Consider the following 14,559-nt stretch of genomic DNA (forward strand, 5'->3'; position numbering starts at 1 on the left):
AATAGGCCGCATGCTGCATCTGCGCCTGATCACCCCGCCCGAACAGACCGACGAGGTGGTCCGCCTCCTCGACACGACCGTCGGCACCGCCCACCTGGTCGTCCTCCCCGGGGCCGCCCGCTCCCCCGCCGGGGACGTGGTGATGTGCGACGTGGCGCGGGAGGCGGGTGACGACCTCATCGGCCGGCTGCGCGAGCTGGGCCTGCAGCGCCACGGGGCCATCACCGCCGAGGACATCGACCTGTCGCTGTCCGAGTACGCCGACCGGGCCGAGCGGGAGGCGCCGGGCGAGGCGGCGGACGCGGTCCTGTGGGAGCAGCTCCAGGAGGCGACCCACGAGGAGTCGACCCTCTCGGTCACCTACGTCGCCTTCATCACGCTCGCCACGATGATCGCGGCCTGCGGTGTGGTGCTGGACAACGCCATCCTGATCGTCGGCGCGATGGCGGTCGGCCCGGAGTTCGGCCCGCTGGCCGGCATCTGCACCGCGGCCGTCCAGCGCGCCCCGCGCCTGGCGCTGCGCTCGGCCGTCGCCCTGCTGGCGGGCTTCGCGGTCGCCATGGCGGTGACGGCGGCCTTCAGCCTGTTCATGGACTCCGTCGGCCTGTTCACCGAGGCGAAGCTGGAGGGCGACCGGCCCAACACCGGCTTCGTCTACGCCCCCGACTGGTTCTCGTTCGTGGTGGCGGTCCTGGCCGGCGCCGCCGGCATGCTCTCCCTGACCTCCGCGAAGTCCGGCGCCCTGGTCGGCGTGGCCATCTCGGTCACCACGGTCCCGGCCGCCGCGAACGCGGCCGTGGCCCTGATCTACGGCGACGCCGTCCAGGGCTGGCGCTCCACGGAACAGCTCCTGCTGAACCTGGTGGGCATCATCATCGCCGGCACCCTGACCCTGCTCCTCCAGAAGACCCTGTGGGCCGCCATGAAACGCCGGCCCGGACGGCGTCCCTGACCCGCGCCGCCCGTCTCAGCCGACCTGCTCGAAGACCATCGACCACCAGCTGTCCGGCTGTGCGAACGCGTACCGGTCACGGGCCCGGAGGTACTCCACCAGCTTGTCCGTGTACGGGCCGCGGTCCTGCGGGGCGGCGTGCTCCAGGTGCTTGGCGCGCAGCGCGAAGCGGTAAAGGAACTCCACGAAGTCGGCGAGGGTGCGGTTGGCGATCTCGGCCTGCGGCTCCTCGCCGAAGGACATGAGGATCACATAGCCGCGCTCCATGTCGAGGCAGTACCGCAGCGCGGGATCGTCGGTCGGCCCGCCCAGCACGAGGATGCGGGTCTCCTCACCGCCCGCGGCGACCGGCACCACGGTGAAGGGGTCGGGCCCCCCGTCGGCGGTGTCCAGGATGAACAGCACGTCGACGAAGACGGGCACCCCGACCTCACAGAGCACCTCGGTGTCGGCCTCGGACAGCCCGCGCTCGTCGGCGACGGCACGCTCCAGCGTGACCACCCGGTCCGCGCCGAACAGTTCCGTCATCTCCTCGTGGGTGGCCATGCGTCCGTTACTTCCCTTCGTCATGCGCTCAGTCGGCGAGCCCGGCCCGCCGCAGCAGCTTCAGCCAGTCGTCGTACTCCAGCAACGTGTCGTCGATGGACGCGAGCCGTACGTATTCCGGGGCGGCCAGCCGTTCCAGGAAGAACGTCTCCACTCCGGGCGCGAGCTGCTCGAAGCGCTCCGCAGCGGACCAGTCGGCGCCCAGCTCCGGGGCGCCGAGGACGCCACCGCCTGCGCGATCGAGGAAGACGGCCGCCTGGTTGATCATTCCGATGCAGAACAACTTCTCCGGGGACAGCGGGAGCGGCGAGTCGACCACCGGCTCGCAGTAGAACTGATTCGCCTCGGCCTCCTCCAGGCCGAAAAGCTGCACGTTCGGTCCGCAACTCGCTCCGTCCAGCACCTGGCAGAAGTCCAGGAACTCGCGCGGCACCCCATCGGCCTCCGCGGCGGCCGCCGTCTCCTCGTCGATCGTTCCGCCGAGTGTGAAGGAGAGCACGTCCGGGCTCTCCGCCAACGCCAGCCTCAGGGCGTCCACTGTCGTGATCAGGCGGGGGGAGGCATGGCTCGCGCTAGTCATCTGGCCACCACTTGATGTCGATCTTGATGGGATTGCCGTCGGGAAGACTTCTGATCTGCGGGGCTATCTGGTGCCAGCCGATGTCCCGGTTCGTGAACGCATCGAGCAAGCGCAGATTGCGCCACGCGTCGGGGCCACCTGTCTGGAGCTCGTTTATGTGGTCGGGTTGCATACTACGGGCGGTTCTCGCGACCTCTTCGGCGAACCCGGGGTCGTCCTTGTGGTTCCTGCGGATCAACGCTTCCAGGGCGCCCTTGTACTGCTTGGTGATCTCTGAGTCGCGGTAGTCCTGGGTCCTGCCCTTGAACTTGAAGAGCTTCCCCTCCTCGCCGAGGCGCTGCAAGGCCCTGGCCTTGCGTTCGAAGGCCGGCTTGGGCATCCCGGGCTTCCACTCCAGCGTGACGGTGTGCGGGTCTTTCGTCGGGTCCGGCCGGTCCTTGCCTATCCCGCCGCCGTCCCGGACCGTGTCCTGCGCACGGGAGCGGTTGACGATGTTGTTCAGCATCGTCTCGATGTTCTTGTCGTTGCGCGCGTGGTTGTCACCCATGGCCCGCACGCCCTTGGACACGTCGTGCAGGTGCTTGTGGAGCTGGTCCTCGGCCTCCTCTATGGCTCGCAGGATCTTCTCCGCGCCGGTCTCGACGGCCGCGGCCATGGCCCCCCGGCCCCGCGTCCGGTCCAGCCCGGCGCGGCTGCGGCGCAGCTGGGGACGGGCCCCGGACTCCTGCTCGTCGGCCTGCGAGGTGATCCGGTCGGCCAGCCGGTCGTGCAGGTCCTTGTCGCTGCGTACCGTGTCGCTCACGCGCCGCCTCCCCGCCCGGTCAGAGTTCCGGTAGCGGTGTCCAGGCCCTCGGAGAAGCCCTCACCGCCCGCGCGCAACGTCTTTCCCGGGCTGTAACCGTCCTGGAGGCCGACGGCGTTCGCGCCGACCTGGACGACGAGGTCGGCCGCCATGTTCCCCAGCGCGGAGAAGACGGGGCCGGTGGCGACCGCCATGAGTTCCTCGACGAGGAGCTGCTCCGCCTCCTTCAGCAGTCGCCGGACGATGACGCGCGTGGCCTGGGTGGCGCCCAGCGCGCCGAGCTCGGAGAGCCCGAGCGTGAACGGCGCCGCGGCCTGAGCCGCGATGATCTCCGCCGCGAGAATGCCCAACTGGACGATGGCCGCCACCTTGGCGCCCGCCACCGCGACGGCCGCGCCGTCCAGCGCCATGGCACCGAGGTCGGCCGCCTCGGCGAGGCGTTCCAGATGGGTGTCGCTGACCTTGCCCCAGTGCGCCTGGAAGGCGGCGGTCGCCAGCCCTTCATTGCCTTCGAGGAACTCCTGCACCACACGTGCCGTCGCGTCCTTGCCGTCCCTCGTCTGAGCGGCGAAGGTACGCAGGCCGTCGGCCATGTCCCGGTAGTCGTCCTCGTCGACGTTGGGCCACTCGACGCCGATGAGGTCCAGAACCCAGGCCGCCTCGTCGGGCAGCACGACACCCATCCCCGTTCCCCCTCCAGCTTGGCAAGAGCACCTCAATCCGCTGGTGACGATCGAACAGTACTACGAGAGGGAAAGCGTCACGAAGAAGGAAATCCCGGATCTCGCCGACGGGACGGGCCCAGTCGGTCCCGCCCACCGAATCCGGGTCAGCGGTGGCGTGGGGGTCCGGTCGGCCGGAGTCCGCCCGGACCACCGGGGCGGGGATCACGCCCGGGTCCGGCCTGCCGCCTGGGAAGCGGGTAGGCCGGCGCGGCCTGTGGGGGTGGGTCCTGCGCGGTGTCCTCGTCGTCGGCACGCCGTTCCCGCTGCCAACCGTCGAAGCGCTCGCCGGCCTCCCGCGCCTCGGCGGCGGACCGCAGCTCCCCGGCCCGGCGCACCTCGGCGGCGCCGGAGAACAGGGCGGCGGTGTACTCCGGGTCGGTGAATGCCTCGCGCGCGGTGAGGTCGCCGCGCAGCACTCCGGCGGCCATCTCCCGCAGCCGGGGATCGGGACTGCTCCGCAGGTCCCGCAGAGTGCGGTACAGACTGCGGGCCCGCTCCTCGTCCCCGGCGACCTCCAGCAGGTCCTCCGGGCCGACCTCACGTCCCTCGTACACACGTCCCCCTCACGCCGATCGCGCCATCGTCCACGCATGGCCGCCGTCCTCGGGCCGAAGCGCGGAAGTGTCCTCCGGTACCTACCCCAGCGCCGACTTCACCGAATCCGCCAACCGCCCCGCCACCGCCCGCGCCTGCTCGATGTCGGCCGCCTCGACCATGACCCGCACCAGCGGCTCCGTCCCGGAGGGACGCAAGAGCACCCGACCGGTGGAGCCCAGCTCGCGTTCGGCCTCGGCGACCGCCGTGGCCAGCTCGGCGGAGGTCGTCACCCGGGACTTGTCCACATCGGGCACATTGATCAGCACCTGCGGCAGCCGCTCCATCACCGACGCCAGCTCCCGCAGCGTACGTCCGGACTGCGCGACCCGCGCCGCCAGCAGCAGCCCGGTCAGGGTGCCGTCGCCGGTGGTGGCGTGGTCCAGCACGATGACGTGCCCGGACTGCTCGCCGCCGAGGGCGTACCCGTGCTGCTTCATCGCCTCCAGCACATACCGGTCGCCGACCGCGGTCTGCACGAACTCGATGCCCTCGCGCTCCATGGCGAGCTTGAAGCCCAGGTTGGACATGACGGTGGCGACCACCGTGTCCGAGCGCAGCGCGCCCCGCTCCCGCATCGCCAGGGCCAGCACGGCGAGGATCTGGTCGCCGTCCACCTCCGCGCCGGTGTGGTCCACGGCCAGGCAGCGGTCGGCGTCACCGTCGTGCGCGATGCCGAGGTCGGCGCCGTGCTCCACGACGGCGGCCTTCAGCAGGTCCAGGTGGGTGGAGCCGCAGCCGTCGTTGATGTTGAGGCCGTCCGGTTCGGCACCGATGGTGACGATCTCGGCGCCGGCCCGCGCGAACGCCTCCGGCGAGACCCGCCAGGCCGCCCCGTGCGCCTCGTCGAGGACGATCTTCAGCCCGTCCAGCCGGTTCGGCAGCACGCCGACGAGGTGGGCGACGTACTGGTCGAGCCCCTCCTTGTACTCCCGCACCCGGCCGACGCCGGCCCCGGTCGGCCGGTCCCAGGGCGCCCCGGTGCGGTGCTCGGCGTAGACGGACTCGATGCGGTCCTCCAGCTCGTCGGCGAGTTTGTGGCCGCCGCGGGCGAAGAACTTGATCCCGTTGTCGGGCATGGCGTTGTGGCTCGCGGAGAGCATCACCCCGAGGTCGGCGCCGAGGGCGCCGGTCAGGTGGGCGACCGCGGGCGTCGGCAGCACCCCGACCCGCAGCACGTCGACACCGGCGCTGGCCAGGCCCGCGACGACGGCGGCCTCCAGGAATTCGCCGGACGCCCGCGGGTCACGTCCGACCACGGCGGTCGGCCGGTGCCCCTCGAACGTGCCCGCCTCGGCCAGTACGTGCGCCGCGGCGACGGAGAGGCCGAGCGCCATCTCGGCCGTCAGATCCGCGTTGGCGACACCGCGCACGCCGTCCGTGCCGAAGAGTCGTCCCACTTGTCCTCCTGAGGAATCGTCAGATGCACACCGCACCGACACCCGAACCGACATCCGATCACATAAGCCTTTGAGCGTCTTGTGCCGTTATACGCCCCCGGCTGTGGATAAACGAACGCCCCGGAGGCACAAGTGGCGTGCCGCCGGGGCGTTCGGAGTACGCGCAGGCGCGTGGGGTTTAGCGCTTGCTGTACTGCGGGGCCTTGCGGGCCTTCTTCAGACCGGCCTTCTTCCGCTCGACCGCGCGGTCGTCGCGGCGCAGGAAGCCGGCCTTCTTGAGGGCGCCGCGGTTGTTGTCCACGTCGGCCTCGTTCAGCGCGCGGGCGACACCGAGACGGAGGGCACCGGCCTGGCCGGAGACGCCGCCACCGGAGATCCGGGCGATGACGTCGTAGCGGTCGTCCAGCTCGAGCACCTTGAAGGGCTCGTTGACTTCCTGCTGGTGCACCTTGTTGGGGAAGTAGTCCTCAAGGGTGCGGCCGTTGATCTTCCACTTGCCGGTGCCCGGGACGATCCGGACACGGGCGATGGCGTTCTTGCGGCGGCCCAGGCCGGCGGCCGGCTGGGGCTCGCCGAAGCGGGAGGCCATCGACTCGGAGGTGTACTCGCCCTCGACGGGCACCTCGGACTCGGTGGTGTAGCTGTCGATGTCAAGCTCTTCGAGCGGCTGCTCGGCAGTGGTCTCGGCCACGATTCTCCTCAGAAGATTCTGTTCAGTCTTGGGGGTGGCCGGACTTACTGCGCGACCTGGGTGATCTCGAACGGCTGCGGCTGCTGCGCGCCGTGCGGGTGCTGGTCACCCTTGTAGACCTTCAGCTTCGAGAGCATCTGACGGCCCAGCGTGTTCTTGGGGAGCATGCCCTTGACGGCCTTCTCGATGGCCTTCTCCGGGTTCTTGTCCAGGAGCTCGTCGTAGCGGACGGAGCGCAGACCGCCCGGGTAGCCGGAGTGGCGGTAGGCCATCTTCTGGGTCCGCTTGTTGCCGGAGAGGTGCACCTTGTCGGCGTTGATGATGATGACGAAGTCACCGGTGTCGACGTGGGGCGCGTAGATCGGCTTGTGCTTGCCACGCAGGATGGAGGCCGCGGTGGAGGCCAGACGGCCCAGGACGACGTCCTGAGCGTCGATGACGTGCCACTGGCGCGTCACATCGCCGGGCTTGGGGCTGTACGTACGCACGGTTCGTAGCCTTCGCTTCGAGTGAATGGTCCTGAACAGGTCACCGAAACGATCACGACAGCCTGGACCGCACTGCGGCGACGCATACCGCGTACGTGGGTCGCTGGTCATCGGCCCGGTGGACCGGTGTAAGGGCCCGTCCCGTGAGAATGAGCAAGCCAATACACAACGAACATGCAGGATACCGGTGTGCCCCCAGAAGGGTCAAAACGAGGGCCGCCCGGAACCGCTGTCCACCTCCAGCGTACGTGACCGCACGCCACCCCCCGCCGGAACCCGGGGCGCCCGGCCGCCCCGGGCGTGCGCCGCCACCGTCACCGCCAGCGCACTCAGCGTGACCGCGTCCCGGAAGGCCCGCCGCCGCCCCGTCTCCAGCCAGGGCCAGGTCACGCCGGGCAGCTGCGGCACCAGCGCGACCCAGAACCCGGGGCGCCGGGCGACCGAGTCGCCGTACGGCAGCCCGGCGAGCAGCAGGGGCACGACGACCAGCAGATAGTGGTCGTAGGACGGGCGGGAGACCAGGAACGCCGAGAGCATCAGGCCGGCGGCGGTCTCGGCGTACCGCAGCGGCCCGGGATCACCGCGCCACCAGCGCACCCGGGCGCACAGCACCCCGGCACCCGCCGCCAGGACGGCCAGCCCCTGGGCGAGCGGCGCGGGCACGCCGAGCCGGGGCAGCACGGCCGCCGGGGACGCCTCGTAGAGCCGTACGAAGCCGTCGTCGCCGCTCAGCAGGAAGGGGAGGGTGCGGGTGAAGAAGCCGGCCGGGTCGGGCATCAGCAGGGCCGCCGCCCCGGAGGCGAGGGCCGGCACCAGGACGGCCGCCGCCAGCGCCCGCCACCTCCCGGCCAGGACGAAGAGCAGGGCGGCCGGGACGAGCAGCGGCTTCAGCGCGACGGCGGCGCCGAGCACCGCGCCCGCCGCGACCCACCGGCCCCGGTGCGCGAGGAGCAGGCAGAGCGGCAGGGCGAGGGCCGCCGTGACGGTCCAGTTGCCCAGCCGCACCAGGTGCGCGAACGGCGCGAACCCCGCCGCGAGCCCGGTCAGCCCCAGTACGGCGAGCCGGCTGTCCCGCGCCACCCCGTGCAGCCGCAGAGCACACGCCCAGCCCAGCGCCAGCAGCCCGGCCACCACGAGCGGCACCGCCCACCGCAGCACCGCCGGCGGCAGCAGGGCCTGCGGTACGGCGGCCAGGACCGCGCTCGGGAAATAGAGGAAGTGGGGATCGTCATAGGGGTCGCCGCCCGTCAGCCAGGCCCGGGCGGCCCGCACGACGATGGCGTTGTCCATCCCTCCGCCCGAGGTCACCCGCCCGGCGTGCACCACCAGGGCGCCCAGCACCGCCACGAGCACCGCCCACGCCGCCCGCCCCGCCGTCTGCCCCAACCACCCCGAGATGTCACTTTTGCCGGTACGCATGACCGGAACGCTAGGCGCTCCCCTCCCCGTGGACACGGACCAGCACGCCATCTGTCCCGTCTAAGATGCGCCCCATGAGCTTTGGGCAGGGGGGACCTGACTCCCAGTGGGATCCCTGGACACCGCAATCCCAACAGCAGCAACAGCCGTGGAACAGCGGGGGTGGTGACACCCCGGACTGGGCCGCGCTGGCCGAGGCGTCCGAGGCGCGCGCCAAGCGCCGCCGGCTGCTGTTCATCGGCGGCGGGGCGCTGGCCACCGTGGCGGTGGCGGCCGCCGTCGCCGTGGCCGTCGTCTCGGCGGACGGCTCGGGCCAGGCGTCGGACTCGCCGACGTCCCAGCTGCCGAGCGCGGCCGAGATCCCGAGCGCGTCGGCCGCGGCGCCGTCGTTCGCCCCGACCAGCGCGCCGCCTCCGCTGGACCCGAAGGACTTCATCTCCAGCGCCAAGAAGGACACGGCCGCGCTCAGCCCGGAGACCCTCTTCCCCGGCACCCAGCTGACCATGGGCGAGACGGTCTACAAGAAGGGTCCGACGGCCGACACCACCACCTGCTCCTCGGCCGCCCAGCAGACGCTGCCGAAGGTGCTGGAGGCCAACGACTGCACCCGGCTGATGCGCGTCACCTACACCAAGGACGACATCGCGGTCACGGTCGGCGTCGCCGTCTTCGACACCGCCGCGAAGGCGGCCCAGGCCAAGGCGCAGACCGACACCAGGAGCATCGTCAAGCCGCTCTCCGGCGGCGGCGTCGCCTCCTTCTGCGACGGCCCCGTCTGCCGGAACACGACCAACTCCTACGGCCGCTACGTCTACTTCACCGTCGCCGGCTTCACCGGCGGCAAGGACGTCACGGAACAGGACACGGCGGTCTTCCGCACCGGCGACGACCTGGGCACGTTCACCTACCGCCAGATCCACCGACGGGGGGAGGCGCAGGCCTCGGCGGCGGCGAGCGGCTGACTCCGGCCGCCCGCCGGCGCTCCGGCCGCGGTGGGAGATGCTGGGGAGGGAGATCCTGCTGAGGGAGATCCTGTGGAACTAGCAGGCTGCACAGCCCGCCCTGCCGGGCAATGACCGCTTGTTCCGGGCCTCCAGGTTCCGCGCCGCCAGCAGTTCGTCGGCCGGGTAGCCGACCTCCTCCAGCGTCAGCCCGTGCGGCCGCACCACATGCACCGCCGAGTCCCGCACCCCGGCCGCCAGCACCTTCCCCGGCCACTCGGGCCCCCGGTGGCCGTCCCCGACGAACAGCAGCGCCCCGATCAGCGAGCGCACCATGTTGTGGCAGAAGGCGTCGGCCCGCACCGTCGCGGTGACGACCCCGTCCGCCCCCCGCACCAGGCTCAGCTCCTGCAAGGTCCGGATGGTGGTGGCCCCCTCCCGCCGCTTGCAGTAGGCGGCGAAGTCGTGCTCCCCCAGCAGCGCCCGCGCCGCCTCGTTCATGGCGTCGACGTCCAGCGGCCAGTCGTGCCACAGCACATGCCCCCGCAGCAGCGGGTCGACCCCGCCCGGGTTGTCGGTGACGCGGTACGCGTACCGCCGCCACACCGCCGAGAACCGCGCGTCGAACCCCGCCGGCGCCTCCTCGGCCGACCACACCCGCACGTCCTTCGGCAACCGCCCGGCCAGCCGCTTGAGCAGCTTCTCCCGGTGCTCGTCCCACACCTCCGCCGGCAGATCGACGTGCGCGACCTGCCCCCGCGCGTGCACCCCCGCGTCCGTCCGCCCGGCCACGGTCAGCTCGTACGTCCGCTCCCCCGACCGCGTGACCGTCCGCAACGCGTCCTCGATCTCCCCCTGCACGGTCCGCCGCCCCCCGGCCTGCTTGGCCCAGCCGGAGAAGTGGGTCCCGTCGTAGGACAGATCGAGCCGCACCCGCACGTGCCCGTCCGCTACTCCATCGCTCACACCCAGATCCTTTCACCCACGTGAAAGCGGGCCCGCCCCTCCGAAGAGGAACGGACCCGCAACGCACCCCTCAAGGGGCGCGGGGAACTGCGCGACCAGCCACGAACGAGCCGCAGCCGCCAAGACCACAGCACCCGGCAGACGCTTACGCGTCCTTCGACTCCTCAGCGGGCGCCTCGGCGTCCTTGGCCGCACGCTTCGTCGCGGCCTCGGCCTCGCCGGTCGCCTCCTGGGCGACCGTCAGCGCCTCGACCAGCTCGATGACGGCCATGGGCGCGTTGTCACCACGGCGGTTGCCGATCTTGGTGATACGCGTGTAGCCGCCCGGCCGGTTCTCGTAGCGCGGGCCGATCTCGGTGAAGAGCGTGTGGACGATGCTCTTGTCCGTGATCACCTGGAGCACCTGACGGCGGTTGTGAAGGTCGCCCTTCTTCGCCTTGGTGACCAGACGCTCGGCGTACGGCCGCAGCTTGCGGGCCTTCGCCTCGGTGGTGGTGATCTTGCCGTGCTCGAAGAGCGACTTCGCGAGGTTCGCGAGCAGCAGCTTCTCGTGCGCGGCACTGCCGCCCAGACGGGCACCCTTGGTGGGCTTCGGCATGATGTTTCTCCTAGGTGTCTGCCCCGGCCGTATCAGGTACCGGGGTCAGTATCCGAGCAGGCGGTCGCCTGTCGGAGATCCGGGGGACGCGGACGTCCCCCGGAAGGCACAGCCGTCAGTACTGCTCGGTCTCCACGAACCCGGCGTCCGCGTCGTCGTCCGCGCCGAAGGCGTCGGCCGCGGCGGTCGGGTCGAACCCGGGAGGCGAGTCCTTGAGCGCCAGGCCCATGCCCGCGAGCTTGGCCTTGACCTCGTCGATCGACTTCGCACCGAAGTTGCGGATGTCGAGCAGATCCGCCTCGGACCGCGCGACCAGCTCACCCACGGAGTGGATGCCCTCGCGCTTGAGGCAGTTGTACGACCGAACGGTGAGCTCCAGCTCCTCGATCGGCAGCGCCAGATCAGCGGCGAGCGCGGCGTCCGTCGGGGACGGACCCATGTCGATGCCCTCGGCGTCGATGTTCAGCTCGCGGGCGAGACCGAACAGCTCGACCAGGGTCTTGCCGGCGGAGGCCATGGCGTCACGCGGACGCATCGCCTGCTTGGTCTCGACGTCGACGATCAGCTTGTCGAAGTCGGTGCGCTGCTCGACACGCGTGGCCTCGACCTTGTACGTGACCTTCAGCACCGGCGAGTAGATCGAGTCGACCGGGATGCGGCCGATCTCCTGGCCGACCTGCTTGTTCTGCACGGCGGAGACGTAACCGCGGCCGCGCTCGACCGTCAGCTCCATCTCCAGCTTGCCCTTGCCGTTGAGCGTGGCGAGGACGAGGTCGGGGTTGTGCACCTCGACACCGGCCGGGGGCGCGATGTCGGCGGCGGTGACCAGACCCGGGCCCTGCTTGCGCAGGTACATCACGACCGGCTCGTCGTGCTCACTGCTCACGACCAGCTGCTTGATGTTGAGGATCAGGTCGGTGACGTCCTCCTTGACGCCCGGCACGGTGGTGAACTCGTGCAGGACACCGTCGATCCGGATGCTGGTGACGGCCGCACCGGGGATCGACGACAGGAGCGTACGACGCAGGGAGTTGCCGAGGGTGTAGCCGAAGCCCGGCTCCAGCGGCTCGATCACGAACCGGGACCGGAATTCGTCGACGACCTCTTCGGTCAACGAGGGACGCTGAGCGATCAGCATGTGTGTTCCTTCAGTCAGGGGCGCCCGCTATTTGACGCCCGACCATGTACTGCAAGGGTACGGGCGGCACGACCGAAAGGAGCCGTACCGCCCGGAACCGCAAGCCGAGAAGCGAACGTCAGACGCGACGGCGCTTCGGCGGACGGCAGCCGTTGTGCGGGGTCGGCGTGACGTCCTGGATGGAGCCGACCTCGAGACCGGTGGCCTGGAGGGAGCGGATCGCGGTCTCACGACCGGAACCCGGGCCCTTCACGAACACGTCGACCTTGCGCATGCCGTGCTCCTGCGCGCGACGGGCGGCCGACTCGGCGGCCATCTGCGCGGCGAACGGCGTGGACTTCCGGGAGCCCTTGAAGCCGACGTGGCCGGCGGAGGCCCAGGAGATCACGTTGCCGGTCGGGTCCGTGATGGACACGATCGTGTTGTTGAACGTGCTCTTGATGTGCGCGTGGCCGTGAGCGACGTTCTTCTTTTCCTTGCGGCGCACCTTCTTGGCAGCGCCCTGACGTCCCTTGGGGGGCATCTGTAACTCCTACGGGGAGGTGGTCGGTCCTACAGCGAAGACCGCTGATGAAGCGTTGTCCGCTGAGGACTACTTCTTGCCCGGCTTCTTCTTACCGGCGATGGCGCGACGCGGGCCCTTGCGGGTACGAGCGTTCGTGCTGGTGCGCTGACCGCGCACCGGCAGACCACGGCGGTGACGCAGACCCTGGTAGGTGCCGATCTCGACCTTGCGGCGGATGTCGGCCTGGATCTCGCGACGGAGGTCACCCTCGGTCTTGATGTTGTTGTCGACGTACTCGCGGATCGCGACGAGCTGCTCCTCGGAGAGGTCCCGAACACGGGTGTTCGGGTCCACGCCGGTCGCGGCGAGCGTCTGCTGCGAGAGGGTCCGGCCGATGCCGAACACGTAGGTGAGGGCGATCTCCACGCGCTTTTCGCGCGGGATGTCAACACCGGAAACGCGTGCCATTCAATGGCTCCTGGTGATCTTCGGAGGTCTTCCACAGAACCGGCTCCCCGCCCGCCGTACCAGGTACGGACAGGGTCCCCGGCCTCCGAACCGGGGGTGTCGGGCACGTGAGCGCCCGGGTCCTGCGTATGAACATATTCAGCTCGCGTCGCGCGAAGTACTGCGAATCGCGGAGGGAGGGTACTGCGTCAGCCCTGGCGCTGCTTGTGGCGCGGGTTGTCGCAGATGACCATGACCCGACCGTGACGGCGGATCACCCTGCACTTGTCGCAGATCTTCTTGACGCTCGGCTTGACCTTCATGGGGTGAGGTTCTCCGGGTCAGTTGCCGGCGGTCCCCCGGCCTGGCGGCCACGGGACGTGGGCAAGATCTACTTGTACCGGTAGACGATCCGGCCACGCGTCAGGTCGTACGGAGACAGCTCCACCACGACCCGGTCGTCAGGGAGGATGCGGATGTAGTGCATACGCATCTTGCCGCTGATGTGTGCCAGGACCTGGTGGCCGTTCTGGAGCTCAACCTTGAACATGGCGTTCGGCAGAGACTCGACGACAGTGCCCTCGATCTCGATGGCACCCTGCTTCTTGGCCACGCTTCGCCCTTCGAATCGACTACCTTGATCGACTCCCGCGACACTTACACACGTCTGCATGCAGACATGCGGGTGCACCAGAGCCGACGAGTCAGTCTACGTCAGCACCCCCGGAAAGGCGAAACGAGGAAGTCTGCCCCACCGGGGAGATCACTATGCGAGCGGGTCGGGCGCGGCCGTGATCCCCAGCTCCGCCAGCTTGGCCTTGCCGCCGTCGGGGGCGGTCAGCACCAGGGGGCCCTGCTCGGTGAGCGCGACGGAGTGCTCCCAGTGCGAGGACCAGGTGCCGTCGGTCGTGATGACCGTCCACTCGTCCTCCAGCACCCGCGTCCGCGGGGTGCCGAGCGACACCATCGGCTCGATGGCCAGGCAGAACCCGGGGACCAGCTTCGGCCCCTTGCCCCGACGCCGGTCGACGTAGTTCAGCAGGTGCGGGTCCATGTGCATCTCGGTGCCGATGCCGTGGCCGCCGTAGTCCTCGATGATCCCGTACCGGCCGCCGCCGGGCTTGGGCTGCCGGCGGATGTACGTCTCGACCGCCCGGGAGATGTCGACCAGCCGGTTGCCCTGCTTCATGGCGGCGATCCCGGCCCACATCGACTCCTCGGTCACCCGGGAGAGCTCGACCAGCTCCGGCGCGTGGCCGGACCCCACGAAGGCGGTGTAGGCGGCGTCGCCGTGCCAGCCGTCGATGATCGCCCCGCAGTCGATGGAGATGATGTCCCCGTCCTTCAGCACGACCTCGTCGGAGGGGATGCCGTGGACGACGACCTCGTTGACCGAGGTGCAGATCGTCGCGGGGAAGCCGCCGTAGCCGAGGAAGTTCGGCTTGGCGTCGTGCTCCGCGAGCACCTTGCGGGCGACCTGGTCCAGGTCCTTGGTGGTGGCGCCGGGCACGGCCGCCTCCCGCGTGGCCGCGTGAATGGCGGCGACGACCAGCCCCGCCTCACGCATCTTGGCGATCTGCTCGGGACTCTTGATCTGCACCATGGAAAACCTGCGGCCTCTCTCAACCAGGGGAAGGGGACGAACACCCTCAACGATACGGGGCCGTCGATCCGCGGGCAGTCGTGCCGCCGGGCGGCACGGGTGGCACGGGTGGCTCAGGTGGCACTGGTGGGCGCGGACGGTACGCCGCCGGCGCCGGGCCGCGC

The 14,559-nt window shown here is 70.3% G+C and carries 19 protein-coding genes; 2 read left to right on the forward strand and 17 right to left on the reverse strand.

Annotated elements, in window-relative coordinates:
* Nucleotides 1-10: 10 nt before the first annotated feature.
* Nucleotides 11-952 (forward strand): DUF389 domain-containing protein, encoded by a 942-nt coding sequence (locus ACIQR3_RS03090; RefSeq protein ID WP_403533326.1) that lies wholly within the window; start codon nt 11-13, stop codon nt 950-952.
* Between the two features lie 15 nt (nt 953-967).
* Here the strand turns inward: ACIQR3_RS03090 and ACIQR3_RS03095 are convergent, their stop codons facing one another.
* The 9 genes from ACIQR3_RS03095 to ACIQR3_RS03135 all read right to left on the reverse strand — a co-directional run bounded on the left by ACIQR3_RS03095 (nt 968) and on the right by ACIQR3_RS03135 (nt 8,197).
* A complete protein-coding gene (locus tag ACIQR3_RS03095; protein WP_403533328.1) occupies nt 968-1,522 on the reverse strand; it encodes an SUKH-4 family immunity protein in 555 nt (184 codons plus the stop codon).
* A gap of 4 nt (nt 1,523-1,526) precedes the next feature.
* Nucleotides 1,527-2,078: a hypothetical protein gene (locus tag ACIQR3_RS03100; RefSeq protein ID WP_403533330.1), complete on the reverse strand. Its 552-nt coding sequence runs from the start codon at nt 2,076-2,078 to the stop codon at nt 1,527-1,529.
* Nucleotides 2,071-2,880 carry a hypothetical protein gene (locus ACIQR3_RS03105; protein WP_403533332.1) on the reverse strand — a complete coding sequence of 270 codons (810 nt, stop codon included), beginning with the start codon at nt 2,878-2,880 and terminating at the stop codon, nt 2,071-2,073. Before ACIQR3_RS03105 ends, ACIQR3_RS03100 begins: the two co-directional genes overlap by 8 nt.
* Nucleotides 2,877-3,563: a hypothetical protein gene (locus ACIQR3_RS03110; RefSeq protein WP_403533334.1), complete on the reverse strand. Its 687-nt coding sequence runs from the start codon at nt 3,561-3,563 to the stop codon at nt 2,877-2,879. Before ACIQR3_RS03110 ends, ACIQR3_RS03105 begins: the two co-directional genes overlap by 4 nt.
* 146 nt (nt 3,564-3,709) lie before the next feature.
* Nucleotides 3,710-4,159 (reverse strand): hypothetical protein, encoded by a 450-nt coding sequence (locus ACIQR3_RS03115; RefSeq protein ID WP_403533336.1) that lies wholly within the window; start codon nt 4,157-4,159, stop codon nt 3,710-3,712.
* Between the two features lie 81 nt (nt 4,160-4,240).
* Complete coding sequence (gene glmM / locus ACIQR3_RS03120) at nt 4,241-5,599, reverse strand: phosphoglucosamine mutase (protein ID WP_403533339.1); 1,359 nt, start codon at nt 5,597-5,599, stop codon at nt 4,241-4,243.
* A 178-nt stretch (nt 5,600-5,777) separates the two neighbouring features.
* On the reverse strand, nt 5,778-6,290 hold the full coding sequence (gene rpsI / locus ACIQR3_RS03125) for a 30S ribosomal protein S9 (RefSeq protein ID WP_215167419.1): 513 nt from the start codon (nt 6,288-6,290) through the stop codon (nt 5,778-5,780).
* A gap of 44 nt (nt 6,291-6,334) precedes the next feature.
* The gene (gene rplM, locus ACIQR3_RS03130) at nt 6,335-6,778 is read right to left on the reverse strand and encodes a 50S ribosomal protein L13 (RefSeq protein WP_055632362.1); all 444 of its coding nucleotides are present in this window, start codon (nt 6,776-6,778) and stop codon (nt 6,335-6,337) included.
* A 204-nt stretch (nt 6,779-6,982) separates the two neighbouring features.
* Nucleotides 6,983-8,197, reverse strand: coding sequence for a glycosyltransferase 87 family protein (locus tag ACIQR3_RS03135; RefSeq protein ID WP_403533342.1), 1,215 nt, complete (start codon nt 8,195-8,197; stop codon nt 6,983-6,985).
* A gap of 74 nt (nt 8,198-8,271) precedes the next feature.
* Here ACIQR3_RS03135 and ACIQR3_RS03140 point away from each other — a divergent pair, with 74 nt between their 5' ends.
* On the forward strand, nt 8,272-9,159 hold the full coding sequence (locus ACIQR3_RS03140) for a hypothetical protein (RefSeq protein ID WP_403533344.1): 888 nt from the start codon (nt 8,272-8,274) through the stop codon (nt 9,157-9,159).
* Nucleotides 9,160-9,237: 78 nt separating this feature from the next.
* Here ACIQR3_RS03140 and truA read toward each other — a convergent pair whose 3' ends face one another.
* The 8 genes from truA to map form a co-directional block, all read right to left on the reverse strand.
* Nucleotides 9,238-10,104, reverse strand: coding sequence for a tRNA pseudouridine(38-40) synthase TruA (gene truA, locus ACIQR3_RS03145; RefSeq protein ID WP_403533347.1), 867 nt, complete (start codon nt 10,102-10,104; stop codon nt 9,238-9,240).
* Nucleotides 10,105-10,249: 145 nt separating this feature from the next.
* Nucleotides 10,250-10,702, reverse strand: coding sequence for a 50S ribosomal protein L17 (rplQ, locus tag ACIQR3_RS03150; RefSeq protein WP_403533350.1), 453 nt, complete (start codon nt 10,700-10,702; stop codon nt 10,250-10,252).
* Between the two features lie 115 nt (nt 10,703-10,817).
* Nucleotides 10,818-11,840 carry a DNA-directed RNA polymerase subunit alpha gene (locus tag ACIQR3_RS03155; protein ID WP_003966937.1) on the reverse strand — a complete coding sequence of 341 codons (1,023 nt, stop codon included), beginning with the start codon at nt 11,838-11,840 and terminating at the stop codon, nt 10,818-10,820.
* A 118-nt stretch (nt 11,841-11,958) separates the two neighbouring features.
* Entirely contained in the window at nt 11,959-12,363 is a 405-nt protein-coding gene (rpsK, locus tag ACIQR3_RS03160) for a 30S ribosomal protein S11 (protein ID WP_003948617.1), read from the reverse strand.
* 69 nt (nt 12,364-12,432) lie between these two features.
* Entirely contained in the window at nt 12,433-12,813 is a 381-nt protein-coding gene (gene rpsM / locus ACIQR3_RS03165) for a 30S ribosomal protein S13 (protein WP_004984507.1), read from the reverse strand.
* A 188-nt stretch (nt 12,814-13,001) separates the two neighbouring features.
* Nucleotides 13,002-13,115 carry a 50S ribosomal protein L36 gene (gene rpmJ / locus ACIQR3_RS03170; protein ID WP_003974245.1) on the reverse strand — a complete coding sequence of 38 codons (114 nt, stop codon included), beginning with the start codon at nt 13,113-13,115 and terminating at the stop codon, nt 13,002-13,004.
* 68 nt (nt 13,116-13,183) lie between these two features.
* Nucleotides 13,184-13,405, reverse strand: coding sequence for a translation initiation factor IF-1 (infA, locus tag ACIQR3_RS03175; protein ID WP_003948620.1), 222 nt, complete (start codon nt 13,403-13,405; stop codon nt 13,184-13,186).
* 153 nt (nt 13,406-13,558) lie between these two features.
* Complete coding sequence (gene map, locus ACIQR3_RS03180) at nt 13,559-14,395, reverse strand: type I methionyl aminopeptidase (protein ID WP_403533353.1); 837 nt, start codon at nt 14,393-14,395, stop codon at nt 13,559-13,561.
* Nucleotides 14,396-14,559 lie beyond the last annotated feature (164 nt).

It is taken from the genome of Streptomyces sp. NPDC090994 (assembly GCF_044768905.1).
GTDB lineage: Bacteria > Actinomycetota > Actinomycetes > Streptomycetales > Streptomycetaceae > Streptomyces.